25 protein-coding genes are annotated in these 24990 nt (G+C 33.6%); 17 read left to right on the top strand and 8 right to left on the bottom strand.

The annotated features are described in order from the left end of the window. Nucleotides 1-72: 72 nt before the first annotated feature. The 4 genes from ES724_RS10800 to ES724_RS10785 all read left to right on the top strand — a co-directional run bounded on the left by ES724_RS10800 (nt 73) and on the right by ES724_RS10785 (nt 4982). Complete coding sequence (locus tag ES724_RS10800) at nt 73-1020, top strand: DUF368 domain-containing protein (protein WP_146932891.1); 948 nt, start codon at nt 73-75, stop codon at nt 1018-1020. Next, nucleotides 998-2014 carry a DUF368 domain-containing protein gene (locus tag ES724_RS10795; RefSeq protein ID WP_146932889.1) on the top strand — a complete coding sequence of 339 codons (1017 nt, stop codon included), beginning with the start codon at nt 998-1000 and terminating at the stop codon, nt 2012-2014. The genes ES724_RS10800 and ES724_RS10795 overlap by 23 nt, the downstream gene beginning before the upstream one ends. Then, nucleotides 2011-2748 (top strand): shikimate dehydrogenase family protein, encoded by a 738-nt coding sequence (locus ES724_RS10790; RefSeq protein WP_146932887.1) that lies wholly within the window; start codon nt 2011-2013, stop codon nt 2746-2748. The genes ES724_RS10795 and ES724_RS10790 overlap by 4 nt, the downstream gene beginning before the upstream one ends. 107 nt (nt 2749-2855) lie before the next feature. Next, complete coding sequence (locus tag ES724_RS10785) at nt 2856-4982, top strand: DUF349 domain-containing protein (RefSeq protein WP_146932885.1); 2127 nt, start codon at nt 2856-2858, stop codon at nt 4980-4982. A gap of 68 nt (nt 4983-5050) precedes the next feature. Here the strand turns inward: ES724_RS10785 and mazG are convergent, their stop codons facing one another. The 4 genes from mazG to ruvX form a co-directional block, all read right to left on the bottom strand. Beyond that, nucleotides 5051-5824, bottom strand: a complete 774-nt coding sequence (gene mazG, locus ES724_RS10780) for a nucleoside triphosphate pyrophosphohydrolase (protein WP_146932883.1) — start codon at nt 5822-5824, stop codon at nt 5051-5053. A gap of 124 nt (nt 5825-5948) precedes the next feature. Then, nucleotides 5949-6392, bottom strand: a complete 444-nt coding sequence (locus ES724_RS10775) for a DUF5606 family protein (protein WP_146932881.1) — start codon at nt 6390-6392, stop codon at nt 5949-5951. A 58-nt stretch (nt 6393-6450) separates the two neighbouring features. Next, nucleotides 6451-7041 (bottom strand): peptide deformylase, encoded by a 591-nt coding sequence (def, locus tag ES724_RS10770; RefSeq protein WP_146932880.1) that lies wholly within the window; start codon nt 7039-7041, stop codon nt 6451-6453. Nucleotides 7042-7076: 35 nt separating this feature from the next. Next, entirely contained in the window at nt 7077-7484 is a 408-nt protein-coding gene (gene ruvX / locus ES724_RS10765) for a Holliday junction resolvase RuvX (protein ID WP_146932878.1), read from the bottom strand. An 87-nt stretch (nt 7485-7571) separates the two neighbouring features. Here ruvX and ES724_RS10760 point away from each other — a divergent pair, with 87 nt between their 5' ends. Genes ES724_RS10760 through ES724_RS10750 form a run of 3 tightly spaced genes read left to right on the top strand, consistent with a single transcriptional unit; the run spans nt 7572 to nt 10511 of the window. Further along, complete coding sequence (locus tag ES724_RS10760) at nt 7572-8387, top strand: 2,3,4,5-tetrahydropyridine-2,6-dicarboxylate N-succinyltransferase (protein ID WP_026839012.1); 816 nt, start codon at nt 7572-7574, stop codon at nt 8385-8387. Between the two features lie 30 nt (nt 8388-8417). Continuing rightward, nucleotides 8418-9476, top strand: a complete 1059-nt coding sequence (locus ES724_RS10755; RefSeq protein ID WP_146932876.1) for a glycosyltransferase family 9 protein — start codon at nt 8418-8420, stop codon at nt 9474-9476. After that, nucleotides 9477-10511 carry a CDP-glycerol glycerophosphotransferase gene (locus ES724_RS10750; protein WP_146932874.1) on the top strand — a complete coding sequence of 345 codons (1035 nt, stop codon included), beginning with the start codon at nt 9477-9479 and terminating at the stop codon, nt 10509-10511. 44 nt (nt 10512-10555) lie between these two features. On the opposite strand, the gene ES724_RS10745 is transcribed toward ES724_RS10750, so the two are convergent. From ES724_RS10745 to ES724_RS10735, 3 genes are all read right to left on the bottom strand, one after another. Continuing rightward, nucleotides 10556-11401 carry a glycosyltransferase gene (locus ES724_RS10745; protein WP_146932872.1) on the bottom strand — a complete coding sequence of 282 codons (846 nt, stop codon included), beginning with the start codon at nt 11399-11401 and terminating at the stop codon, nt 10556-10558. 71 nt (nt 11402-11472) lie between these two features. After that, nucleotides 11473-12141 carry a lipopolysaccharide kinase InaA family protein gene (locus ES724_RS10740; RefSeq protein WP_246136860.1) on the bottom strand — a complete coding sequence of 223 codons (669 nt, stop codon included), beginning with the start codon at nt 12139-12141 and terminating at the stop codon, nt 11473-11475. A 105-nt stretch (nt 12142-12246) separates the two neighbouring features. Further along, nucleotides 12247-12891 carry a class I SAM-dependent methyltransferase gene (locus ES724_RS10735; RefSeq protein ID WP_146932868.1) on the bottom strand — a complete coding sequence of 215 codons (645 nt, stop codon included), beginning with the start codon at nt 12889-12891 and terminating at the stop codon, nt 12247-12249. A gap of 493 nt (nt 12892-13384) precedes the next feature. Here ES724_RS10735 and ES724_RS10730 point away from each other — a divergent pair, with 493 nt between their 5' ends. The 7 genes from ES724_RS10730 to ES724_RS10700 all read left to right on the top strand — a co-directional run bounded on the left by ES724_RS10730 (nt 13385) and on the right by ES724_RS10700 (nt 20446). Beyond that, a complete protein-coding gene (locus tag ES724_RS10730) occupies nt 13385-14146 on the top strand; it encodes a DUF5672 family protein (protein WP_146932866.1) in 762 nt (253 codons plus the stop codon). 244 nt (nt 14147-14390) lie between these two features. Beyond that, nucleotides 14391-15500, top strand: coding sequence for a glycosyltransferase family 4 protein (locus ES724_RS10725; protein WP_146932864.1), 1110 nt, complete (start codon nt 14391-14393; stop codon nt 15498-15500). After that, the gene (locus ES724_RS10720) at nt 15490-16062 is read left to right on the top strand and encodes an L-threonylcarbamoyladenylate synthase (RefSeq protein ID WP_146932862.1); all 573 of its coding nucleotides are present in this window, start codon (nt 15490-15492) and stop codon (nt 16060-16062) included. The genes ES724_RS10725 and ES724_RS10720 overlap by 11 nt, the downstream gene beginning before the upstream one ends. Before the next feature lie 3 nt (nt 16063-16065). Continuing rightward, complete coding sequence (locus ES724_RS10715; RefSeq protein ID WP_146932860.1) at nt 16066-17496, top strand: CCA tRNA nucleotidyltransferase; 1431 nt, start codon at nt 16066-16068, stop codon at nt 17494-17496. 232 nt (nt 17497-17728) lie between these two features. Continuing rightward, nucleotides 17729-18754, top strand: coding sequence for a COX15/CtaA family protein (locus ES724_RS10710; protein WP_146932858.1), 1026 nt, complete (start codon nt 17729-17731; stop codon nt 18752-18754). A gap of 25 nt (nt 18755-18779) precedes the next feature. Beyond that, on the top strand, nt 18780-19283 hold the full coding sequence (locus ES724_RS10705; protein ID WP_146932856.1) for an IS1096 element passenger TnpR family protein: 504 nt from the start codon (nt 18780-18782) through the stop codon (nt 19281-19283). Nucleotides 19284-19387: 104 nt separating this feature from the next. Beyond that, nucleotides 19388-20446, top strand: coding sequence for a nucleoid-associated protein (locus tag ES724_RS10700; RefSeq protein ID WP_146932853.1), 1059 nt, complete (start codon nt 19388-19390; stop codon nt 20444-20446). Here ES724_RS10700 and ES724_RS10695 read toward each other — a convergent pair. Continuing rightward, on the bottom strand, nt 20443-21507 hold the full coding sequence (locus tag ES724_RS10695; RefSeq protein WP_146932851.1) for a hypothetical protein: 1065 nt from the start codon (nt 21505-21507) through the stop codon (nt 20443-20445). The genes ES724_RS10700 and ES724_RS10695 overlap by 4 nt on opposite strands. Nucleotides 21508-21598: 91 nt before the next feature. On the opposite strand from ES724_RS10695, the gene ES724_RS10690 reads away from it, so the two are divergent. Genes ES724_RS10690 through ES724_RS10680 form a run of 3 tightly spaced genes read left to right on the top strand, consistent with a single transcriptional unit; the run spans nt 21599 to nt 24976 of the window. After that, entirely contained in the window at nt 21599-22501 is a 903-nt protein-coding gene (locus ES724_RS10690; protein WP_146932849.1) for an ABC transporter ATP-binding protein, read from the top strand. After that, the gene (locus tag ES724_RS10685; protein ID WP_146932847.1) at nt 22502-23338 is read left to right on the top strand and encodes an ABC transporter permease; all 837 of its coding nucleotides are present in this window, start codon (nt 22502-22504) and stop codon (nt 23336-23338) included. A gap of 30 nt (nt 23339-23368) precedes the next feature. Next, nucleotides 23369-24976 (top strand): T9SS type B sorting domain-containing protein, encoded by a 1608-nt coding sequence (locus ES724_RS10680; protein ID WP_146932845.1) that lies wholly within the window; start codon nt 23369-23371, stop codon nt 24974-24976. Nucleotides 24977-24990 lie beyond the last annotated feature (14 nt).

Below are 24990 nucleotides of genomic sequence, written 5' to 3'. Positions count from 1 at the left end.
TTAAAAGTATTTTCTTCCCGAACTATCGGGAATATTTTGTGGGCTTGCCCCGAAGATCTTGATTATATAAAAATGCAAAGAAGCTTAAAAGATTACCTTACAATTACTCTTAAAGGAATGGCAATGGGTGCTGCAGATGTAGTTCCGGGAGTGTCTGGAGGAACTATTGCATTTATTACAGGCATTTACCAGGAACTAATTAATACCATAAGTGGGATTAATTTAGGCCTGATTAAAACTTGGAAAGAGCAAGGTTTTGCTGCGATGTGGAAAGAAGCCAATGGTTCTTTTATAGTTGCTCTTCTCTCTGGAATTTTGATCAGTATATTCACCGTAATGCGTTTAACCAATTATTTATTGGAAGCGCATCCGATAATGATCTGGTCCTTTTTCTTCGGACTTATTCTAGCAAGTATCTGGTATGTAGCTAAACAAATCCCTAAATGGAATTTTAAAATTGTTCTAGCCTTGATAATAGGTGCCGCAATTGCAGTTTACATTGTAACCTTACCTCCTATGGGGACAAATACTAGTCTTTGGTTTTTATTCTTGGCTGGTTCCATTGCTGTTTGTGCTATGATTTTACCAGGTATCTCTGGAGCTTTTATATTGGTGCTTTTGGGATCTTATAAAACGATAACAGAAGCTGCCCACGATTTCGAGTTTAAAACCCTAGGTGTAGTTGCTTTAGGTGCTATTGTAGGACTTTTATCCTTTTCCCGTGTTTTAAAATGGCTATTTGATCACTATAGCAGTATCACTTTGGCTGTTTTAACAGGTTTTATAGCTGGCTCTCTAAATAAAATATGGCCATGGAAAGAAGTTCTAGAATCTAAACAAATAGGAGAAAAGACCATTATTCTCAGGGATGCATCGGTATGGCCAACTAATTATCAAGGTGAATCGCATATAATTGCTGCTATTGCATTAATTCTTGCAGGATTTACTTTAATTCTTATCTTAGAGCGCGTAGCCAACCAAAAACCAATCGCTCAAAATGCAACAAACCAGGACCTTTAGTGACAAAGTATTTCTAGTACTTAAAGGTTTAGCAATGGGAGCCGCAAATAAGGTTCCCGGAGTTTCTGGCGGAGTTGTAGCATTTGTTGCCGGCTTTTACGAAGAATTTATATATTCCCTTCAAAAGATCAATTTTAAAGCTTTTAAACTGCTAATAAATGGCAGATTTAGAAGTCTCTATCATTACGTAAACGGGAAATTTCTAGGTCTTCTAATTCTAGGAATGGTGATAAGCTATTTTAGTGTTTCCCAGTTGCTAGACTTTTTAATTGTTCATTTTGAGCTCTATGTTTGGGCTTCCTTTTTTGGGATGATCATAGGATCCATTTACTACATAAGTAAAGAATTCAAAAACTGGTCTAGACGAAGTATTACCTTTATGATGATGGGTGTTGTTGCAGGGATCGCAATCAGTTTTTTGGAGCCTGCCAGAGAAAATGATAATCTTTGGTTTGTTTTTATTTGCGGAATAATTGGCGTTTCGGGAATGACACTCCCAGGACTCTCCGGCTCTTTTATTCTAATCCTTCTTGGTAATTATGTGTTACTGCTGGTAAATTCTGTAAATGCCTTATATGATACCATAGGAGATATATTACTTATGGATTTCTCCTTTGTAGATAATTCGCAAAGAATACGTTTACTGCAGGTGCTTGTGGTCTTTTCTTTAGGATCTTTAGCAGGACTCGTCTCGCTTTCACATCTGTTAGGATTCGTTCTTAAACGTTATAAAAAAGAAACCTATGCCGTTATCATCGGGTTTATCACTGGCTCTTTAGGGGTGGTTTGGCCTTGGAAAGAAAAGGTCTATAAGCTAACTGCCGAAGGCAACTTCAGGCTAGATATTCATGGAAATAAAGTACTGGATAATTATGACAGATATTTTCCAATATTTACCACTTCAGAAACCTGGATCGCAGTCTTTTTCATTATAATTGGTGTTTTTATCGTTTTAGGTTTGGGTTGGTATGAAAATCGAAATAAAGCAGTATGAAAATCTTTGGACTCATTGGAAAGAATATCGATTATTCATTTTCCAGAACGTATTTTAATCAGAAATTTTCTTCTGAAAAAATCGAAGCAACTTATAAAAATTTCGATCTAACAGATATAACTCAATTCCCAAAGCTTCTTAGCGACAATCCTGGGATTAAAGGTTTTAATGTTACTATCCCATATAAAGAAGCTATTATCCCATTTTTAGATGAAATAGAGATTACTGCAAAAGAAATTGGAGCTGTAAATACAATTAAAATAAAGCCCGATGGAACATTAATTGGCTACAATACAGATTTTTTTGGTTTTTCTGAAGCTCTTAAACCGTATTTAAAACCACATCATACCAAAGCATTGATCTTAGGAACCGGAGGTGCTTCTAAGGCAGTTTCTTATGCACTTCAAAAATTAGGTATTGAAGCAACCTATGTATCCAGATCTAAATCTTCTCACAACCTTATTTATTCAGAAGTAATTCCAGAAATTATGGAGGAATATACGCTGATTATTAACTGTACACCACTGGGAACTTTCCCTAATATCGAGCAGTACCCTCCTATTCCAACACAATTACTTACGTCAAACCACTTGGTTTTCGACTTAATTTATAATCCTTCGCATACAAAATTGATGAAACTTGCGTTACTTCAAAACGCGGAAGTTACAAACGGACTAGCTATGTTAGAGTCTCAGGCAGAAAAAGCTTGGGAAATCTGGAATCAGAAATTTTAACACGCCTATTCTTTCAAGCCATAAAATGATATAAAACCTTGTTAGGTTTTTACGGAGTTGTTATCTTTCAGAAATTAATATTTTGACGAACCTTAACATTGAAAAATATGTCTCAGCAAGAAAATGAAAACATGAAGAATGACGACCTCCCAAAAGAAGATAAAAACACTTCTGAAATAATTGCTTCCGCTAGCAAAGACATTACTTCAGAAAAAAACAAGGAGAGCAATGAAGATGAATCCAAGGAAAATTCATTTTCAGATTCTGAAAAATCCAAACAAACTACTTCAGAAAAGGAAAAGTACGAATTGGAGAACGCAATGGTAGATGAAAGTGAAACTCTTGGCAAGTCCTCTGAAACTAAAGAAAAAGAACACGAACTTAGCAAAGATCAAGATCTGGAAGATGAAGAAGAGGAAACTCCGGTATCAACAGAAAAGAAAAGTGTTCAATCTGAATTTGAAGATTCTGTAGCAGAAGATAGCGAGGACGAAACAACTACGGAACGTCACGGAATTGAGAAGAAGGATTTCCATGCAATGACAAAAGAGGCCTTGGTTGCAGAACTGGAACAACTTATAAAGTCTCAGAAAATTCAGGCAATAAAGGAGCATGTTGAAGAAATTAAAGCTGAATTCAATGCTAAGTTCGATGAAGAACTAGAAGAGAAAAAAGAAGAATTTCTAGCAGATGGTGGAAATATTATAGATTTCCATTATTCTACCCCAATTAAAAAGGAGTTCAATTCTATATATTTTGATTATAAAGAAAAAAGAAACAAGTACTATCAGCAACTAAAACAAGATCTTAATAAGAATCTAAATCTTAGGTTAGAGATCATAGAGGAGCTGAAAGGTCTTTTGGGAGTAGAAGAAAATATAAACACAACCTATAAACATTTCAAGGAATTACAGGACAAATGGCGTACTGCAGGTGCTATTCCTAGAGATAAATACAATACGGTCTGGAACACTTACCATCACCACGTTGAGAATTTTTATGATTTCCTTCATCTCAACAGGGATTTTAGAGATATGGATTTTAAACATAATCTAGAACAAAAATTAAAGATCATAGACCGTGCAGAAGAGTTAACTCTTGAAACAGATACCAATCGTGCGTTAAGGGAATTACAAATGCTGCACAAAATGTGGAAGGAAGAACTTGGCCCTGTTGCAAAAGAATTCAGGGACGATATTTGGGATCGTTTTAGTGAAGCTACACGTAAAATTCATGACCTAAGACAGTCCTATTATGATGATCTAGAAAAGACATTTGAAAAAAATCTTGAGTTAAAACAAGAGATCATAGAAAAGTTAAAGGCAACTGCAGAAACTAATTTTAGTTCACATAACCAATGGCAACAAAAAATAAAGGAGATAGAAGTTTTAAGACAATCCTTTTTTGATGCTGGTAAAGTTCCAAGAGAAAAGAATGAAGCCACTTGGAGTGCTTTTAAACAAGTAGTAAGACAATTTAATCGTAATAAGAATGCCTACTACAAATCCTTGAAAAAGGAGCAATATGAAAATCTCAATAAGAAAAAAGAGCTAATTCAGATTGCAGAAGATAATAAGGATAACGAAGATCTTAAGGCGACTATGCCTTTGATGAAAAAGATACAAACCGACTGGAAAAAGGTTGGACATGTGCCTAGGAAGGATAGTGATAAGGTTTGGAAACAGTTTAAAGCTGCTTGTAATCATTTTTTCGACAAACTTCATAAATCAAGTAATGAAGAAAATGAGGAAGAATCTAAAGCATTCGATCAGAAAAAAGAATTATTAGATTCTTTAAAAGCTATGGAATTTGAGGGTGATAAGAAAAAAGATCTCCCTAAGATAAAAGCGGCTATAGAAGAATGGAAGAATATTGGAAAAGTACCTTATAATAAACGTTTTATTGAAGGGAAATTCAATAAAGTCCTGGATCAATTATTCTCTAAACTGGATGTAGATCATACCAAGGCTGAGATGATGAAGTATGAAAATAAAATTCAGGCTATTAATGATTCCGATGACGAGAAAAAATTGCGAAATGAGCATTATTTCTTGAGCAAAAAAGTGGAAGAAACAAAGGCAGAGATCCGTCAGTTAGAGAACAACTTGCAATTCTTTTCTAATGTAGATAACGATAATCCTTTAGTCCAGGCAGTTCACAAGAATATAGCAGAGCATAAAGAGCAATTAATTATCTGGAAAGAGAAATTACAAAAAGTGAAGTCTTTATATTAACAGAAAATTATTTTATAATTAAAAAGGCGAAGTTTTAAAACTTCGCCTTTTTGTATTTGAGCCTATTTTTAAAGGGACTTAGCTTCTTCCCAAAAAACATCCATTTCTGCCAAACTCATATCGCGTAATGGCGTATTTCTTTCATGTGCTTTGCCTTCAAGATACTGAAAACGTTTTATAAACTTTTTATTAGTACGTTCTAAAGCATTTTCCGGGTTTATATTGAGGAACCTGGCATAATTGATCATAGAGAACAGCACATCTCCAAATTCAGCCTCCATTTTATCTTTATCGGCTACATCCACCTCGTGCTGTAGTTCCTCTAGTTCTTCCTTTAGTTTTTCAAAGACCTGTTGGGGTTCTTCCCAATCGAATCCTACACCGGCTACTTTCTCTTGAATTCTACTTGCCTTTACTAGGGAAGGCAAGGAAACAGGAACTCCTTCTAAAACACTTTTTTTACCCTCTTTTAGTTTTAGTTTTTCCCAATTCTGTTTTACCTCTTCTTCACTTGCTACTTTTACATCTCCATAAATATGTGGATGCCGTTCAATAAGCTTGTCACAGATACTATTTGTAACATCAGCAATATCAAACTCACTTTTCTCGCTTCCAATCTTTGCATAAAACACAATATGCAATAGAATATCGCCCAGTTCTTTCTTTATTTCCTCAGAATCATTGTCCAATATGGCATCGCCCAACTCGTAAACTTCCTCTATGGTAAGATGCCGCAGAGACTCCATAGTTTGTTTTTTATCCCAAGGACATTCTGCCCGGAGCTCATCCATTATAGTTAAAAGTCTGTCTATAGCTTTTAATTGATCTTGTCTTGTATTCATAATGATGCTTTTTGTAAAAATACAATTGTGAATTTATTTCTGAAGAGAAATATTTCAATAAATAGCATAAAAAAGCAGCTTTAAAATATTTAAAGCTGCTTTTTTATATGATAAAATCTGTAATTTATTCCTCCTCGCCAGAAGTAGTTTTTTCTTCTGAAGTTGCTTTATCTTTCTCCTCTACAGAAAAATCGGTAAATCCATTACTGATCAATAAATTATACCATTGGATCACTTTTTTAATATCGCTTTGATATACTCTATCTGAATCGTAATCTGGTAAGACTTCAGAAAAATAAGCTTCTAATTCTTTCTTTGAAGCTTTCGCGCTTATTGCTTCTTTTCCATCTTCCTTTTCAAACATTTTCTGAAAAATAGTACCTAAAGGAACTTCTTCAGTATATGTATAAATAGCGATCTCACTTAATAAACTTACGTTATGCCGCACATTCACTGCGATCTTTTTCTGATCTATAATAGATTTAGCGATAAAACCACCTCTAGTCTGTGCTGATAACTCATATAATCCCGGTTTTCCGGAAATTGATAAAATTTTTTCTAAACCCATATTGTGTTATAAATTTTGGCTGACAAATATCACATCTCTGCTTTTAATATCAAAAGGATTAACGTCCTTTTTTCATAAGTGGAAAATGCATTCTATAATCAGCATGTACTTTTCCTTTTGAGATATTTGTCAATTTTCCTTTAATTAAACGTTTTTTTAGACTGGATAGTTTATCTGTAAACAAGATCCCTTCAATATGATCATATTCATGCTGAATTACCCTTGCTCCTATTCCTTCGAATGTCTTTGTATGAGATTTAAAATTCTCATCCAAATATTCGATTGTAATGGTAGGTTTTCTAAAAACATCTTCCCTAACATCTGGGATACTTAAGCAACCCTCATTGAATGCCCACTCTTCCCCTTCTTCAGCAATGATCTTTGGATTGATAAAAACCATTTTCATTTCTGCGAGTTGTGCATTTTCTTCTTCACTAATATTTTCGTCATCTGCAAATGGTGAAGCATCTATTATAAACAATCGAATAGCTTTATTTACTTGCGGTGCTGCTAAACCAACTCCGGCGGCCTCATACATGGTTTCCCACATGTTTGCAATAAATTCTTTTAATTTTGGATAATCTTCCGAGATCTCAATTCCCTTCTTCCTTAACACAGGATCTCCGTAGGCTATAATGGGTAAAATCATTTTAAAATAAATATTGAAAGTTTGATATTGAATTTTTAAGAATATAAATAAGACTGTAAAATTATGGTTGCGCTTATTTCGTCTACTAAGGCCTTATTTTGTCGTTTTTTCTTTTTTAGTCCGCTATCTATCATGGTTTTAACTGCCATTTTTGATGTAAAGCGTTCGTCCACTCTTTTTAATTGCATCACTGGAAACTTCAGCGTGAACTTTTTGATAAATTCTGAAATTGCAACTTCACTTTGCGAAGCAGAATTATCCATTTGCTTAGGTTCCCCTATAAGAACTAATTCCACATTTTCAGAAATAAAATAAGATTCCAAAAACTTCATTAACTCTCTAGTATCAACAGTAGTGAGACCTGAAGCTATAATTTTCATTTCATCAGAAACTGCAATGCCCGTACGTTTTGTACCATAATCCAAGGCCAAAATTCTTGCCATAGTAAATTTTAAGCAAAGGTAAGGTTTATATCCCTATGCATCCAAAAATTGGTGTGAAGCAGTTATATTTGCTAAAAACTATATACAATGCAATCATTAGAAACTCAAATATCAGAAGCCTGGGAAAACAGGGAGCTATTAAAAGAAGAATCCACTATAAATGCCATTAGGAAAGTGATCAATCTTTTGGATGAAGGAGAATTAAGAGTCGCTGAGCCTACAGCTAAGGGTTGGCAGGTTAATGAATGGGTTAAAAAAGCGGTTGTGCTTTACTTCCCTATTCAAAAAATGGAAACTTTAGAAGCAGGGATTTTTGAATATCATGATAAAATGCCCCTTAAGAGAGGATATAAAGAAAAAGGAATTCGTGTAGTACCAAATGCAGTTGCGAGACATGGGGCCTATATTTCTAGTGGAGTGATCTTAATGCCGAGTTATGTAAATATTGGTGCTTATGTAGATGAAGGAACTATGGTAGATACTTGGGCAACTGTTGGTAGTTGTGCTCAGATTGGTAAGTTTGTTCATTTAAGCGGTGGAGTTGGAATTGGAGGAGTTCTTGAACCTCTACAAGCAGCCCCGGTGATTATTGAAGACAATGCTTTTATTGGTTCGCGTTGTATCGTGGTAGAAGGAATAAGAGTAGAAAAAGAAGCTGTTCTAGGAGCAAATGTAGTACTTACAGGTTCCACTAAGATCATAGATGTTACAGGAACAGAACCTAAAGAAATTAAAGGATATATTCCTTCCAGATCTGTAGTGATCCCGGGAAGCTATACCAAGAAATTTCCTGCAGGTGAATTTCAGGTTCCATGTGCATTAATCATCGGAAAAAGAAAAGAGAGCACTAATAAAAAGACGTCTTTAAATGATGCTTTGAGAGAATATAATGTAGCTGTTTAAAAAAAGATGTTTTCCTCAAAAAATTCCCCAATGAAAATATTAGTGATTCAACAGAAAATGATAGGAGATGTCTTAACATCTTCTATACTCTTTGAAGCACTTAGAAATGAATATCCCAATGCAGAATTACATTATCTGGTTTATGCCCATACTACACCCGTGCTGGAGCATAATCCGTTTATAGATAAGATCCTTCATTTTGATGAAAACACCAAAAAAGCGATTCAATTCACCTCTTTTCTGAAAGAGGTGAAAAAGGAGAAATATGATGCTGTGATAGATGTTTATGCTATGTTGGGATCTGCAATCACCTCTAAATATTCCAGAGCAAGTATTCGAGTTTCTTTTAAAAAGTGGTACACAAAGCCCTTTCATACCCATCATTTCAGTAGAAATATCACATCACAAACCAACGCAGGACCAGCGATAGAAAAGCGCTTAAGGATGTTAGAACCTATTCTAAAAAACATTCCTAAGGAAATTAAGCCCAAGATTTACTTAACGGAAAAGGAAAGATCAAATGCCAAGGAAAGCTTAGCTTCAGCAGGAATTGTTGATCGTAAATTATTATTGATGATCTCTGTATTGGGAAGCACCGATTCTAAAACATTCCCTTTTAAGTATTTAGCTGAAATTTTAGATCTAATAGCAGCAAAAACAGATGCACAATTCCTTTTCAATTATATTCCAAAACAAAAAGAAGATGCATTAAAAGTTTATGAGCTGTGTAATGCTCACACTCAAAAATCGATTTTTTTAAAGAGCTTTGGACACGATCTTAGAGAATTTTTGGCACTAACCTCTCATTGTGATGCCTTAATAGGAAATGAGGGCGGTGCTGTAAATATGGCCAAGGCCTTAAATGTTCCTACCTTTGCGATATTCTCACCAGGAGTTCCTAAAGAAAACTGGAGTATGTATGAAAATGGTACAACAAATATTTCTGTTCACATAAAAGATTATCACCCAGAGTTGTTTGATAAGTACTCCGCTAAAGAAGTGAAACAGAAATCAAAAGAATTGTATAATCTATTTCAGCCTTCCTATTTTGAAAAGAAACTATTAAATTTCATAACCCCTTATCAGTAAATGAATTATCGTTTTTTAATTTATATAAGTCATACTTACGCATTGCCTATAGGTGGTCCACTTCAAAAAGAAATTTTGAGGCAAGGATATGAAGTGAAGTGGTTTTCAGATCAAGAATATACCAAAGTATATTTTCCGGAACAAGGAGAACTGCTAGATTCTATAGAAGATGTGATTTCTTATAAACCGGATATTGTATTAACAATTACCGATAGTTTGGCAGATTTTATACCAGGAATAAAAGTTCAGATTTTTCACGGGTTTTTAGCGAATAAACATAGTTTTAAAAAAGGCCATTTCAGAATTAGAGGATTCTTTGATCTTTATTGTACCCAAGGACCTTCTACCACAGGACCTTTCAAAGAATTACAGAAACAACACAAGCATTTTGAAGTGATAGAAACAGGATGGTCTAAAGTAGACCCATTGTTCCCTATAGAGAGGAATTCTATCGAAAAACCGGTAATATTAATCTCCTCTACCTTCTCTCCTAAATATAGTTTGACGTATGACGAAGAGGTAGTAAATGAAATTGAACGATTATCTAAAATAGGAAAATGGGAATTCAAGGTTGTTTTACATCCAAAACTGGCTAAGGATAAGATTGAAATTTTCAAAGCCATACAGAATGAAAATCTAACCTATTACGATACCACAGATATAATACCCCTCTTTAAAAAGGCAGATATAATGTTTTCTGACACAACCTCGGCCATTACAGAATTCATTCTTCAGCAGAAACCAGTGGTCACTTTCAAAAACAATAAACCCGGTGAACATTTTATTGATATTGCTGAAGTTTCTGAAATTGAAGACGCCATTACCAAAGCTTTAAGCAGACCGCGACCTGTAATGCTAGCAATTCAGAATTATATTGATGTTACTCACCCCTACTCCGATGGAAAATCCAGCCAACGAGTAATAAATACTTGTATTGAGTTTTTAAATAGCGATAGATCTTATCTAAAAAAGAAACCTCTCAATTTGATTAGGAAATTCAAAGTGAGAAAACAGCTAAATTATTTCAAATTATAAATTAAGATAATTCAGCTGCTGAAATTGGCTACTAGCTTAAATAGCTATTTTTTATAAACACCAATATAAGTTTTAAGATCTTTATAGTGCCGCTTAGAAGTAAACTTCAATCTGTTTTTAAAGCTCAGAAATCTCCAAGAATTAAAGCTGATTAAACTTTCAATAATCTCTGCAGTTCTTTCCTTTGAAATATGGAATTCATAGAGTTTTATAGGGTTTACATTACCGTAACCAGAAAATCTGTTCACCTTATTTTTGGAGTGAATAACACTTAACCAAAGTCTCTGATTTTTAATTTTGGTCATGTTTTTCTCATACTTCCAGGAACCATGACGTTCTCTAAACCAAACTGTCTTAAAATCATCCTTCTTTTCTATAAGACTAATAAAAGGATTATTCAATTTCATTAGAACACCCAATCGAGTATTTTTTCCTGTTTCCAAGGTATAGCCATCAATTATATCGAGTGCGTGATGATCTTGTTTTTCAAAATAACTTTGGATAACCTCTGTGTAATTTTCGTGGATACAATCGTCATTATCTAGACGAGAGGTAATAATGTATTCTTCGGAATCGAGTTCTTTTATATTCTTAACGATTTCAGGCAAAAAGTTAGTCATTCCATCAATAAAAAAGGGTAAAAAATTCTCGTAAGACTTTCTATATTCTTCCACTTTTTGCTTGTAAACCTCCGGTGTATTAGTATCAAAAAAGACTAACCATTTAAAGTTTTGATTGGTTTGATTCTTTACAGAACTAAAGCAATAGTTTTCAAAAAGGTCAAAACGCTCTTCTAACCATTCTTCTGTAAGGACTTTGTCATTATTTTTTGTGGTAGTCCAGTCTTCAGCTCTTAAGTTAAAGCGGGTAAGAATATAATGTTGAAACATAACTTTTATTTATAATATAGATTTTGATTTCCTTTTTTAGACCTTCTACAAGCTAAGTCTTTAGGTATACACTATAGTTTGAATTTTTTCTTCAACCTTTTTTTTCTGAGATGATTCTCCTGAAACTTTTTGGTATAGAACCACATTTTCTCAAATACTTCGCTACTATCCTTTTCAATTAATTTCGAATACTCGTTTGCCATAACTTCCACCATTTCCTTTTTTGGAGTTAAACGGGAAAAGTTTTTCATGCGATCATCAAAATTCATTTGTTTAAAATTCATCCTATTCAAATCTACAAGAAAGAAATCATAAGCATTCTCTTTAATCTGAATAAGAGTATTTCCAGGAGAATGGTCTAAAAATTCTATTTGATTTTCATGAAGTTTATAGGTGAAACGGGTAAAGGCACGCAATATCTGCTCATGATCCTCAAATTCTGGATTGGTAACAAGTTCCCTATAAGTTAGGTCGTATTCCAAATGTTCACTTATATAATAACTCTCATTAAAAAGGACAGATGAGTTATTTTCAGCATAAGCGATAGGAAGCGGTGTGCCAATTTTTTTAGATATTAAAGTTTGGGCATAACTAAAAGATCTCTCTGCTTTAGATTTTCTTAAAAACCTATAAACTAACTTATTAATTGCATTTGGAATCTTAAAAGATTTAATATTGATCTTAATTCCAATTAAGTCAAATACTTTAATACTATTACGCTTGCCATCATTGACATGCATACCCTTGCGATTAAAATTTTTAATTAATTGAAGAATCTTATCTTTTGACCCTTGGTAATTATTTGAAATGACAATCTTCATTTTTAAAATTATCTTTTCCGAAAATTATTTACAACTTGCCACGGTGGCATATTGGAGATAACGTATATCCAATTGAGTGAACAAAAGAGGAATATTATAAAGGTAAGGCTTAAGAGATCTACTCTTATTAATTCCCTCGTGAACCTTAACTTTATAACCTAAACGATCATACATTTTTAATATACTTTTACTGGTAAAAAATCGCAGGTGTGTTTTATCCATTACTCCAGATCCCTCATATTCCCAATCCTTATTAAACAATAGTTTAATAATTGCATTATGATAACGTATATTGGGAATGGAACTTATAACAACCCCATCAGGTTTTAGAAGGGTTTTTATTTTTTCGAGAACCGTATATGGGTCAACCAGATGTTCGAGCACATCATTGAAATAAACAACATCAAAATAATGTTTTGGTAATTTATCAAGATGGTCTTCACAAGGACCAAAATAGACTTTATCTAGCACTTTTTCTGCCCTAAGTGCTTCTCCCTTCATGTATTCTATACCCCAAACTTCCGCGTTGGTCCTTTCTTTGATAACTTGGGCAAAAGAGCCGTCTCCACATCCTATATCAATTACTGCATTTGTATCCAGCGGCAAATATTTCAACATTTCAAAACGAATGTTGCTGTAATAACCTTCTGGTTTATTTTCGTAATCCATATCCATTTATAATTAATTCAAAACTAATTTATTATATTCCCTTATCAAGTGTTAAGATTTTAAACACAAAATTTAATTGAAAAATTTTGATTTATCGTCTTTTATATAAAAACCAGTAGTTCTGTAAGCTGCAAACTTAACATAATTAATTAAATCAACATTCGACTTTGCAATATCATAAAAAGGAAACAGTAATTTATTAAGCTTGTTTTTCTCTCTTAAATTATTGATAAAACGGGTTCTCTTTTTTAAACGCATTGTTTAAAAAGATATCTGGTATTTTGAATAATTTTATATCAATCATCATTACATCAAGATCAAAAAGTTTAATTTATTTCTAGCACCTTTCCTTATCCATGCTCCCAAATTAAAATTTTCTAAATAAATTAGATTTCCCCTACGATCCTTAAAAAGCTGTACTAATTTAATTTTCATCCCAAAATTTATACTCCAAATTTAATATTATATTCGTGACCCAATCAGAATTGACAAAATGAAAGTTGCTATTGTAATCCCCGTTTACAAAAATAAATTATCCAAAACTGAAGAATTCTCTCTAAACCAGTGCGTTAAAATTTTAGGTGATTATGATATCATTTTAGCTTGCCCCAGTGGGCTAAATCCAATATATCAAAGATCAGGTGTGAAAATAGAGGAATTCGACCCTGATTATTTCCAAGACATCCAAGGATATAATAAGCTTATGTTGGAAAGCCACTTTTATGAGCGATTTTTAAAATATGATTATATCCTACTTCATCAATTAGATGCTTTTATATTTCGGAATGAGCTTATTTCCTGGTGCGATAAAGGATACGATTATATTGGAGCCCCATGGATTGCTACTAATTCGATTATCTCTAAAATACTTCAACCGTTTAATTCTAAAAGTATAAAGAGAAGAAAACCTATTTTCTTTAAAGTTGGTAATGGAGGTTTGTCTTTACGGAAGACAAAAACTTTTTTTAAAATATCAGAAAAATTAAAAAATGACATTAAGATCCAACTAACTGAAAAAAAACATGAAATTTATGCTATAGAAGACGTATTCTGGTCTTTAAAAGTTCCAACCCTTTTTAGTGATTTCTCTATCCCAAATTATAAAGAAGCTTTGAAGTTTGCGATGGACAGAAAACCAGCTTTGTCATTAAAAATGAACAATAATGAACTACCCTTTGGATGTCATGGGTTCGACAAGCCTAAGGTCACAGATTTCTGGAAACCAATTATTGAACGAGAGTATCAAAAGAAATAGTTCTCAGCTCTATTTAAATTTTCTAAATCTATTTTTAATATTGGCGAATCCATCTTTAATAGCTTCAGCCATAACTATACCTAGCCTATATTTTTCAGTTGTATTTCTAAACATTGAAAAAGAACTTTAATATATTGAGCTTTAAATATGTAATTTTGTAGAAATAGTGACACCTATCTAGATATTTCAAATTGCAGATTCAATTACCGCAGCCGCATTTTACAATACGAAAAGTAAATCTTTCATGAAAATCCTTCATATCTCCGCAGTGAAAAGTTGGGGTGGTGGTGAGAACCATATAGAGAACCTTTGCAATGAGCTTCATCAAATATCTCCTTCAACACAGAATACTATTTTATGTTTAAAAAATGGCCTTTTTTATAAAAAGCTTCAAAATTCAGGAATATCTTTTGAAACTGTTACAATTAATTTCAAAATGGATCTAAGATTCTGTTTTAAATTGATTGAAATCTGTAAAAAGCAAAAAATTGATCTCATACATATTCATGATAGTACGGCCTTAACCTTATGTATTATGGCAGATCATCTATATAATTTGCCCTCATTTATCTTCAGTAAAAAAACCACATTTCCAATAAGGTCACGAAGACAAACACTTTATAAATACAATTATAGAAAAATAAAAAAAATACTTTGTGTTTCTGAGGCTACTAAAGCCATTACTAAAACGAATGTGAATGATCCCAACCTATTAGTATCAATCTATCATGGTACAAATGTCAAGGGTTACAATTCTAATAATACAATAGACTTAAAAGATCAATTTAACATCGAAGCAAATAAACGGATCATTGGAAATATTGCGAATCATAATTGGCCGAAAGATCTAGATACTTTTATTAAAGTTGCTTATAATTTAGTACACGAAAGGGGGATTAAAGACTTTCATTTTGTTCAGATTGGTAATTATACCACAGAAACCCCTGCTCTTATTGAAAAAATAGAAAGATTAAATCTATCTGATTATATCACTTTAACGAATGTAATTCCAAATGCATCTTTTCTAATTCCTCAATTTGATATTTCTTTGGTTACCTCTAAAAGTGAAGGTATTCCACAATTTATTTATGAATCTTTTCTAAACAAAGTCCCTGTAATAAGTACAGATGTTGGGGGTATTTCAGAAATCATAGCGCATGGAATAAATGGATTTTTGGCTCCTTCGGGGAATTACGAAGTACTCGCAAATCACATACTCGAACTATTAAACAACCCAGAGTTGATCGAGAGATTCATAACTATTTCATATAAAAATGTTCATGAAAAGTATACTACTGAAATGATGGCAACAAAAACATTACAAGAATATAAATTAGTTCTCAATGGAAAATAATATAAAACAGGAAATAGAAAACACTCTTGAAGTTTTAAAAAAGGGAGGGTTAATCTTATATCCAACAGATACAGTTTGGGGAATTGGTTGCGATGCAACAAACCCGGAGGCAGTTGCAAAAGTTTACAAGCTCAAAAAAAGAGAGGAAAAAAAAGCGATGATCTGTTTGGTTAACTCTGTGAAGATGCTTGAACAGTACGTAAATAAAATTCCCAATATAGCATATGATCTAATAGATTTCGCGGTTAAGCCTACCACCATCATCTACGATGATCCTATAAAAGTTGCAAATAATCTAATTGCAGAAGATGAAACCTTGGCAATTCGAGTGGTAGCCGATAAATTCTGCGAACCATTGATCTATAAATTCAGAAAAGCATTGGTGTCTACCTCTGCAAATATTAGTGGAGAGCCAACTCCAAAATCTTTCTCTCAAATAAGCCCGGAAATTTTAAAAGGTGTAGACTATATAGTAAATTTGCAGCATTCAAAAACATCAGACCAACCCTCCTCTATTATCAAAATTGGTAAAGATGGAAGTGTTAAAGTGATTCGACAATAAGATATGCCTAAAAATACAAACTACAAGTCAGCTTTAAAACATCCCATTTTTAAGATCATCTCTCAAGCAGCAGAGAATTTAAATCTGGAAAGTTATGTAATAGGCGGATTTGTACGAGATTTTCTGCTTGATCGTGGAGAACCAAAAGATATAGACATCGTTGCGATTGGAAGTGGTATTGATTTAGCAACTGAAGTATCCAAGTTGTTACCCAATAATCCCAAGATCCAGATTTTTAAAACCTATGGCACTGCAATGCTTAGAGCTTTCGATCTAGAGATCGAATTTGTAGGTGCCAGAAAGGAAAGTTATACAGAGGATAGTAGAAACCCGGTTGTAGAAAACGGAAGTCTTGAGGACGACCAGAGAAGACGGGATTTTACTATAAACGCCTTAGCATTGAATTTAGGAGAGGCAAATTTTGGAGACTTAGTAGATCCATTTAACGGTATCGAAGATTTAAAACAACAACTACTTCAAACTCCTCTAGATCCAGATGTCACTTATTCTGATGATCCTTTAAGGATGTTAAGAGCAATACGCTTTGCGACTCAACTTCATTTCAAAATTGAACCGAAATCATTGGCTTCAATTTCTAAGAACAAGAACCGAATCAAGATCATTTCTAAAGAGCGGATTATAGACGAGGTCAATAAAATTCTTCTTTCAGAAAAACCATCTATAGGATTCGCTTTGTTGCATAAAACGGGTCTCTTGCCTATAATTTTTCCGCAGTTAACTGCTTTAGAAGGAATTGAAGAAATTGAGGGGCAAAAACATAAAGACAATTTTTGGCACACGCTGGAAGTGGTAGATAATATTTCTGAAAACACAGATGACCTTTGGTTGCGATGGGCAGCACTATTACATGATATAGGAAAAGCGCCAACCAAGAAATTTCATAAAAAGATTGGATGGACCTTTCATGGGCACGAATTTGTAGGTTCTAAGATGGTCTACAAGCTTTTTAAGCAAATGAAAATGCCATTGAATGATAAGATGAAACTGGTGCAGAAACTCGTTTTAATGAGCTCCAGGCCTATTGTTATTTCAGATGAAAATGTAACCGACTCTGCAGTAAGAAGATTGGTTTTTGATGCTGGTAACGATATTGAAGATCTTATGACACTTTGCGAGGCAGATATCACCACCAAAAACCCAAAACGATTTAAGAAATACCATAACAATTTTAAAAAGGTTAGGGAGAAGATAAAAGAAGTTGAAGAGAAAGACCATATTCGTAATTTTCAGCCACCGGTTTCTGGTGAAGAGATTATGGCTTTTTTCAATTTAAAGCCATCCAGAGAAATTGGAATTATTAAAGAGGCTATAAAAGAAGCAATTTTAGAAGGAGAAATTCCAAATGAATATGAGGCTGCCAAAGCCTTTATGCTAAAAAAAGGAAAAAAGCTTGGTTTAAAATCTGTAGGTTAATTTTTTGAAACTTACTAGTTGATTAATACCATCAAAATAGTTCTTTTGTCAATTAGAGCGCAGCCGAGAACTATTGGGATATAAAATTTAGGTTTCGAATTTATCCTGTATTGAGCGAAGTCGAAATGCTCAACCTGACATTCGAAAGACTAATAAATATTGAATACGAAACTATCGACTGACATCTATGTATAATATTCAAAAGTAACATTTAACGCTTAATTCATATAAAGTGTATAGAAAATTTATAAAAATCTCGCTGATTCTGGTTTACTTGGTAATCGTTGCCGGAGCGATTGTCCGCATGACAGGATCTGGGATGGGTTGCCCGGATTGGCCAAAATGTTTCGGATATTATATTCCTCCAGTTGAGATCACTGAGCTTCAGTTTCAAGCAGATAGAACTTACAAAAAAGGTCAGGTTATCATCGTGGATGAAAGCTTAATGACTGCCGAAACAGATTTCACTACCGGATCTTCATATAACCCAAAGAATTGGGTTAAATATACCAAACACGATTATGCGATTTTTAATCCTTGGCATACCTGGATAGAATATATAAATCGGTTGTTAGGGGCTTTGGCTGGGCTTGCAGTTTTGATCATGGCATTTTTATCTTTAAAATACTGGCGAGAAAACAAGAAGATCACCTTGTTTTCATGGCTATCTGTATTTCTAATGGGTTTTCAAGGATGGCTAGGGGCAACAGTAGTATATTCTGTCCTTTCCCCTGTTAAGATCACCATACACATGGTAATGGCTCTCGTTATTGTTGCGCTCATTTTGTATTTGCTTCATATTTCAAAGGCCAAATCTCAAACTAAAATTGGGCTAAAAAGCTTCAGGAATCTCACGTTTTATGCTGTTATTTTGACATTAATTCAAATAATTCTGGGAACACAGGTAAGAGAATTTGTAGATGAACAAATAAAAATTATTGGTTATAGCATGCCAGAGCAATGGCTTTCCGAACCTTCGGTTATATTCTACATCCATAGATCTTTTTCAATTTTAGTCCTTGTTTTGAACCTCCTTATCTGGTGGCAAAACAAAAAATTAAAATTAGGATTCACTAAAGTAAATTGGGTATTAGCTATTATTGGTTTAGAAATTATCACTGGGATCGCAATGTATAATTTCGACTTTCCAGCTTTATCTCAGCCCTTACATCTAGTAATTGCAACCTTATTATTTGGGGTACAGTTTTATATATTATTGGAAGCTTTGCGTGCTCCTATTCGCATAAAAAGTTTGTAACTTTGCCCCCACAAAAATTATCATAATGGTTTATAGATTTAGAGTTATTTTGGATGCACAGGATGACGTTTTTAGAGATATTGAAATTTTAGAAGAGGACACCTTGGAGGATTTTCATAACTCTATCGTGAATGCTTTTGGTTTTGATGGAAATGAAATGGCCGCTTTTTATATTAGTGACGATGAATGGAATCAGGGTGAAGAAATATCTCAGTTCGATCTTGGCGAAGAACTCGATTCTGTTAGGTTAATGAATGAAACCACTTTAGACAGCGTAGTTTCCAAGAATCAAAGAAAACTGATCTATGTTTACGACTTCCTAAGCATGTGGACTTTCCTTATTGAATTGGCAGATATTGCTGAAATTGAAGATGGTCGTGATTATCCAAACCTAATGTATGTCCATGGACAAATACCTGCCGATGCACCAGACAAAGAATTTGTAGCCGATAAGAATGAGTATGATGAAGACTCCGATTTAGATCTGGATAATTTTGATGACCTGTCTTATGACGATATTTGGAATTAAGCCTTCGGCTAGGCTCAGGGTGACTTTTCTGGCCTAATGTTCACTCAATTACTGAAAACCAAGCACTAAACTTTTCTTTCATTATTAATATCTGAATATTACTTATGATCAATCTATATAATGCGCAAATTGAATCTCTTTCTATTCATAGAGTTGGGAACAAAAGTAGAAACGAAAATATTTTCCTTTCTGGTGCTCCTTTTGAGCTGAATGATGAAATTACTCCATTGATCAAAGAATATTTTTTAAAATCTTTCAGAGAAAAGGAAGAGAATTATTACCAGTTTACTCATGAAACAGATCTAGAATTCAACGAGCTATATAATTTTACAAATCAAATTTTTGATGCTCCAGATACAGTACATGAGGTTTCAAAGAAAATAACAACTTTGTTATTTGAGCAATCTTCCCATCCTCATATCAAAAGTGGAGAAGTGTATGTTGTTTATTTTGAAAATATGCTTTTGGATAATGAAAAGGTTTCAGCAATTGGGATCTTTAAATCTGAATTAAAACATGATTTCCTTCAGTTTCAAGAAAAAGGTTCTTTGTTAGAAATGGTAATTCAGCAAGGGATCAATCTTCAAAAAATGGATAAAGGAGCCTTGATCTTCAATAAAAATAGAGCTGAAGGCTACAAGATCCTTTCTGTAGATTCTAACAGATATGACACTAAATATTGGTTAGAAAACTTCTTAGGGGTTGATGTGTTGGCAGATGAAAATTTCTACACAAAGAAATATCTTAAGTTTTGCCAGAACTTCGCAAAAGATGTAGTTCTTCCTGCTGAAGACAAAAAAGAGGAAGTAATGTTTATGAACAGAAGTGTAGATTATTTTGCAAAAAATGACTCCTTTGAAGAAAACAACTTTTTAAGTTCTGTAATAGATAATCCAGATCTTATTCCAGAATTCAAAAATTACAAACAAGAGAAGGCACCAAAATATAAGATTGAAGATCTTACTGAGTTCCCAATTGCGAATGCAGCGGTAACTTCAGCAAGAAAATCTATTAAGAATACTATCAATCTAGATACCAATATTCAGATTAAAATGGATTTTATCAATCCGGAATCTGCTCAAAAATTTATTGAAAAAGGTTGGGACGAAGAAAAGCAAATGTATTACTACTTAGTTTATTTCAATAAAGAAGAAAAGAGTTAAACTCTTCTCTTCTTTATATTTACATTTTCGTAATTTCTTTTTACAAATTCCAATGCAGTTCTTAAGATTTGCCCCATTGTCTTAGCTCTCTTAAATTTCATATCATTGGTAAATAAATAGAGGTCTTTTCTAAGCATCTTAACATTTTTAGGAGTAGAAACATGATCGTTAATCATACACCTAACCAATTCCTTAAAACGGGATTGTGCATTGATCATTCGCTTAGCAAGTAAGGAGCGCTCTTCCTTTCTATATTGTTCAATAGAACTACTTTCTAATTTTTCGGTTACCAACTCAACCATCTTAAAATTCTCCTTAAAAAATTGCGGACGGTACACTTTTAAATTACCTTCATAACACTGCTGATCGAAATCTATAGCCCGAATAGTATATTCCACATGATCAAAATCGTGGGTTGGGATCACTACATAATTGTAAGAACGCATATCGCCTAACAAACGAATGGTACATCGTTCATTAAATTTCACAAATTGTTTAGCGATCTGGGTTTTGGCGCGATCATTACATAGTGGCAATTTCTCCTGAATAAAAACATCTCCTGGTATTCCAGCAATATGCTCCTCAATTAAGGTTTCTTTATATACCAGAAAATTGATCCTGTTTGGAGAGAGTATGTGTTCGAACTCTAAACCATAAATCCTGGAAGCATCTGCTATTTTTACATAAAAATAAGTAAAACTATCATTTAGAGTATTTCTTACCCGAATTCTGAAGGGTTTAGAATTTCCAAAAGTGCAATAATCTATAGCATCAATATTTAGATAAGGCAAAGAATCGTCACTCCCATCGGAATGCAAAATGGTATAAACTTGCTTTAAAGATTCATCAATTTCTACACGCTCGCTATCAGAATAATAGCAACGCACCCAAAGTGTATCTTCATCATTTTGATCGTAAACAACAATGGATCCAGAAAATCTAAGCAGATCGTCATAAAAAACATGGATTGTAGTAGCTCTGTTATATTTCTCCAAATATTTATGTAAACGGTCATTTACAGGAAAGGAAGGTTTTTTCCTGGACATTAACTTTTCTTCCATTCTTAGGATTTTTTCAAAAATACATTATCTGTTTCACTTCTGAAGTAACAAAACGTTAACTTCGACGTCCTATTAAAAAATTCATAATAATTTGGAAACAATTCTTACTATAAATCAGCTTACCAAAAAATATGGAAGTTTAACTGCGGTAAATAATCTCTCCTTTACAATTAAGAAAGGGAATGTTTATGGCATTTTAGGACCAAACGGGAGTGGTAAATCTACAACCTTAGGAATGGTTCTAAATGTAGTAAACAAGACCAGTGGAGATTTTCATTGGTTTGACGGATCTGATTCTACCCACACAGCATTAAAGAAAGTAGGAGCCATTATAGAACATCCTAATTTTTATCCATATATGACCGCCTCACAAAATCTTGCATTGGTATGTAAGATCAAAGGGGTATCCAAAAATAAGATCGATGAAAAACTCGAGATAGTTGGATTGCTGGAACGTAAGGATAGTAAGTTCAAAACTTTTTCTTTAGGGATGAAACAGCGCTTGGCCATCGCTTCTGCCCTATTGAATGATCCTGAGATATTAATTCTAGATGAACCTACCAATGGATTAGATCCTCAAGGGATCCATCAAATTAGAGAGATCATCAGGAAGATCGCATCTATGGGAACCACTATTCTCTTAGCATCTCATTTATTGGATGAAGTAGAAAAAGTTTGTTCTCACGTAGTGATCATTAGAAAAGGAATAAAACTGTATAGCGGAAGAGTTGATGAGATGAATGCCAGTCACGGCTTTTTCGAGCTAAAAGCAAATGACCTTGTTAAGCTTCAGCAGTTATTGGAAGAACATCCTTCTATTGGAAAGATCACGCTAAACGAAGATTTATTGACTGCCATTTTAGAAGAACCTATGGGAGCTGATGATTTAAACTCATTTCTTCATCAAAGAGGTATGGTACTTTCCTATTTGGTAAAGAGAAAGGAAAGCCTAGAAGAACAATTTTTACAATTAACCAACGAAACTGCACTTTAAATGTTACGATTATTAAATATAGAATTACATAAATTAAAATATAGCAGATCGGCTAAGATCCTTATTAGCACCTATTTTATTTTAATCACTTTCATCGCTTTGATCGCTTCTATTGAATTTGATTTGGGGCCTATACATTTTAGATTGGCTGATCAAGGGATCTTTAATTTTCCTTTTATCTGGCATTTCAATAGTTATATAGCGGCAATTTTAAAGCTCTTTCTTGCAATAGTAATAGTTTCTATGATGTCTAATGAATACAGCCATAGAACTTTGAAGCAGAACCTTATTGATGGGTTGAGCAAAAAAGAATTTGTCTTATCAAAATTTATAACTGTTCTTTTGTTTGCTGTGATTTCAACCTTTTTCCTAATGATTGTTTCACTTATTCTAGGATATTCATTTTCAGATTTCACAGAATTGTCCATAGTTTTTTCAGACATGGAATATATAGTGGGCTATTTTATTAAGCTTCTTGGATTTTTTACATTCTGTATGTTTATAGGAATTTTAATTAAACGATCCGCTTTTGCTTTAGGTTTTCTATTTATCTGGTGGATCTTTGAAAATATTCTATATGGAGTATTGAATTTCAGATTGTTCAGAGATAGTGACATTCCAGAAAACATTATGCAATTCTTTCCGCTTACTGCAATGAGCAATATAGTGATTGAGCCATTTTCTAGATTAAATTTTATTAAAACAGCAGCTAGTCAAATTGGAGAAGAATTAGATAAAGATTATGGCGTGCATTGGTATCAATTGTTGATCGTAATTGTATGGACAGTTATCTTCGTCTATTTATCGCTTGCCTTACTAAGAAAACGAGATTTATAAATAATTAACTCGGTTTTTTTTGATTGAGCTATGAGAAAAGGCATTTTAAACTTCGTTTTTATTTTGTGCTGCACATTCAATTTGTGGTCGCAAGCCAGCATAAATGATTGTAGTGGTGCCATAAAAGTTTGTGGAGATGGAGCATTAAGCACCAATGCCAATGGAGTTGGGATCCAGGAAATAAGTGGTTTAAATTCTTGCAGCAGCCAAGAAAATAATAGTATCTGGTTAGAAATTGAAATCACTAAAAGTGGAACTCTAGGTTTCGACTTAATTCCCACCCGATCTGATATTAACGTGGATTATGATTTCTTTATATTTGGTCCGAATGCAACCTGTGGAAATCTAGATTTTGCTATACGTTGTTCTACTACAAACCCTCGAGCTGCAGGCCTCACGGATAATCATACCGGTATGCGTGAAGATGAGGTCGATACCAGTGAAGGTCCTGGTGAATTGGGAAATAGCTATGTAAAGTCCTTAAATGTTTTGCCCGGTGAAACCTATTTTATTGTAATTGATAGACCAGAAGGTTCGAGTCCTTTTAATTTAAACTGGACAGGAAGTTCAACTGTTGGATCATTCCCTTTTCCTGAGGGTCCAGATGTTAATTCTGCTTCAGATTTAGAAAAGTGTAATGCCAGCGGTATAGAAAGTTTTGATGTTTATACTACTCAACAGGAAATAACTACTCAAAATCAAACAAGCACAAGCTATCATGAAGACTTGGCAGATGCAATAGATAACTCCAATCCCATTACCGGTTTATACACTAGTTCAACACCAAGAAAAACCATTTACGCTCGCGTAGTAAACGATTTGACAGGTTGTTATAAAATAGTAGACTTTGATCTAATTATAAATGATGGTCCAATAATAACTCCAAGCTACGATTTGCAATTATGTGATCTCGATTTTAATGGAGAAGAAAATGTGCAGTTATTATCCTTAAATAGTGAAATTTTAAATGGTCTCCCTAATAGTGATTTTGCTATCAATTATTTTGAAAACATTAGCGATGCTAGAAGTAAATTGGATGCATTACCAAATAACATAACAACACCCGGGCAACAAATTTTCGCGAGAGTTGAAGAAATAAATAATGAAGAATGTTATAATCTTTCTGAAATAAATCTAATTCTGAATACCCCACCACAAATAGAAGATTTTAATATTGCGCAAGCTCAGGTTAATGCAAACAGCAATACGATAAGCTTAAATCTTGGTAATTCTGAAGGTTATGAGTATTCCCTAAATACTATAGCTGGCCCTTATCAAACGAGCACTATTTTTCAGAATGTAGAATCGGGCTTTGTAACTCTTTACATACGCGATAAAAAGCAATGTGCCATTATTTCTACCAGTATTGCAGTGCTAGGTTACGATAACTTTTTTACGCCTAATAATGATGGCATTAATGACCTCTGGTTAATTAAGGGAATAAACAAACTAACAGAAGGAAATGATTATATTTCTATATTTGACCGCTATGGCAAACTCCTTAAGCAGTTAGGTGGAAATGAAATTGGTTGGGATGGAACCTCCAATGGTTACGATTTACCATCTGATGATTATTGGTTTAAAGCTACCCTGAGAAATGGTCAAGAATTTAGTGGCCATTTTAGTCTTATAAGATAAGAGCATGACACCTA

The sequence above is a fragment of the Gillisia hiemivivida genome (genome assembly GCF_007997295.1).
GTDB lineage: Bacteria > Bacteroidota > Bacteroidia > Flavobacteriales > Flavobacteriaceae > Gillisia > Gillisia hiemivivida.
The sequence above is the reverse complement of the archived record's forward strand: the minus strand, read 5'-3'. Positions and strand labels throughout refer to the sequence as shown.

What these genes read in the sequence shown, in the direction of transcription:
- ES724_RS10800 (WP_146932891.1), top strand. Translation starts at nt 73, where the DNA reads ATGCAAAGAAGCTTAAAAGATTACCTTACAATTACTCTTAAAGGAATG.
- ES724_RS10795 (WP_146932889.1), top strand. Translation starts at nt 998, where the DNA reads ATGCAACAAACCAGGACCTTTAGTGACAAAGTATTTCTAGTACTTAAA.
- ES724_RS10790 (WP_146932887.1), top strand. Translation starts at nt 2,011, where the DNA reads ATGAAAATCTTTGGACTCATTGGAAAGAATATCGATTATTCATTTTCC.
- ES724_RS10785 (WP_146932885.1), top strand. Translation starts at nt 2,856, where the DNA reads ATGTCTCAGCAAGAAAATGAAAACATGAAGAATGACGACCTCCCAAAA.
- mazG (WP_146932883.1), bottom strand. Translation starts at nt 5,824, where the DNA reads ATGAATACAAGACAAGATCAATTAAAAGCTATAGACAGACTTTTAACT.
- ES724_RS10775 (WP_146932881.1), bottom strand. Translation starts at nt 6,392, where the DNA reads ATGGGTTTAGAAAAAATTTTATCAATTTCCGGAAAACCGGGATTATAT.
- def (WP_146932880.1), bottom strand. Translation starts at nt 7,041, where the DNA reads ATGATTTTACCCATTATAGCCTACGGAGATCCTGTGTTAAGGAAGAAG.
- ruvX (WP_146932878.1), bottom strand. Translation starts at nt 7,484, where the DNA reads ATGGCAAGAATTTTGGCCTTGGATTATGGTACAAAACGTACGGGCATT.
- ES724_RS10760 (WP_026839012.1), top strand. Translation starts at nt 7,572, where the DNA reads ATGCAATCATTAGAAACTCAAATATCAGAAGCCTGGGAAAACAGGGAG.
- ES724_RS10755 (WP_146932876.1), top strand. Translation starts at nt 8,418, where the DNA reads ATGAAAATATTAGTGATTCAACAGAAAATGATAGGAGATGTCTTAACA.
- ES724_RS10750 (WP_146932874.1), top strand. Translation starts at nt 9,477, where the DNA reads ATGAATTATCGTTTTTTAATTTATATAAGTCATACTTACGCATTGCCT.
- ES724_RS10745 (WP_146932872.1), bottom strand. Translation starts at nt 11,401, where the DNA reads ATGTTTCAACATTATATTCTTACCCGCTTTAACTTAAGAGCTGAAGAC.
- ES724_RS10740 (WP_246136860.1), bottom strand. Translation starts at nt 12,141, where the DNA reads ATGCATGTCAATGATGGCAAGCGTAATAGTATTAAAGTATTTGACTTA.
- ES724_RS10735 (WP_146932868.1), bottom strand. Translation starts at nt 12,891, where the DNA reads ATGGATTACGAAAATAAACCAGAAGGTTATTACAGCAACATTCGTTTT.
- ES724_RS10730 (WP_146932866.1), top strand. Translation starts at nt 13,385, where the DNA reads ATGAAAGTTGCTATTGTAATCCCCGTTTACAAAAATAAATTATCCAAA.
- ES724_RS10725 (WP_146932864.1), top strand. Translation starts at nt 14,391, where the DNA reads ATGAAAATCCTTCATATCTCCGCAGTGAAAAGTTGGGGTGGTGGTGAG.
- ES724_RS10720 (WP_146932862.1), top strand. Translation starts at nt 15,490, where the DNA reads ATGGAAAATAATATAAAACAGGAAATAGAAAACACTCTTGAAGTTTTA.
- ES724_RS10715 (WP_146932860.1), top strand. Translation starts at nt 16,066, where the DNA reads ATGCCTAAAAATACAAACTACAAGTCAGCTTTAAAACATCCCATTTTT.
- ES724_RS10705 (WP_146932856.1), top strand. Translation starts at nt 18,780, where the DNA reads ATGGTTTATAGATTTAGAGTTATTTTGGATGCACAGGATGACGTTTTT.
- ES724_RS10700 (WP_146932853.1), top strand. Translation starts at nt 19,388, where the DNA reads ATGATCAATCTATATAATGCGCAAATTGAATCTCTTTCTATTCATAGA.
- ES724_RS10695 (WP_146932851.1), bottom strand. Translation starts at nt 21,507, where the DNA reads ATGGAAGAAAAGTTAATGTCCAGGAAAAAACCTTCCTTTCCTGTAAAT.
- ES724_RS10685 (WP_146932847.1), top strand. Translation starts at nt 22,502, where the DNA reads ATGTTACGATTATTAAATATAGAATTACATAAATTAAAATATAGCAGA.
- ES724_RS10680 (WP_146932845.1), top strand. Translation starts at nt 23,369, where the DNA reads ATGAGAAAAGGCATTTTAAACTTCGTTTTTATTTTGTGCTGCACATTC.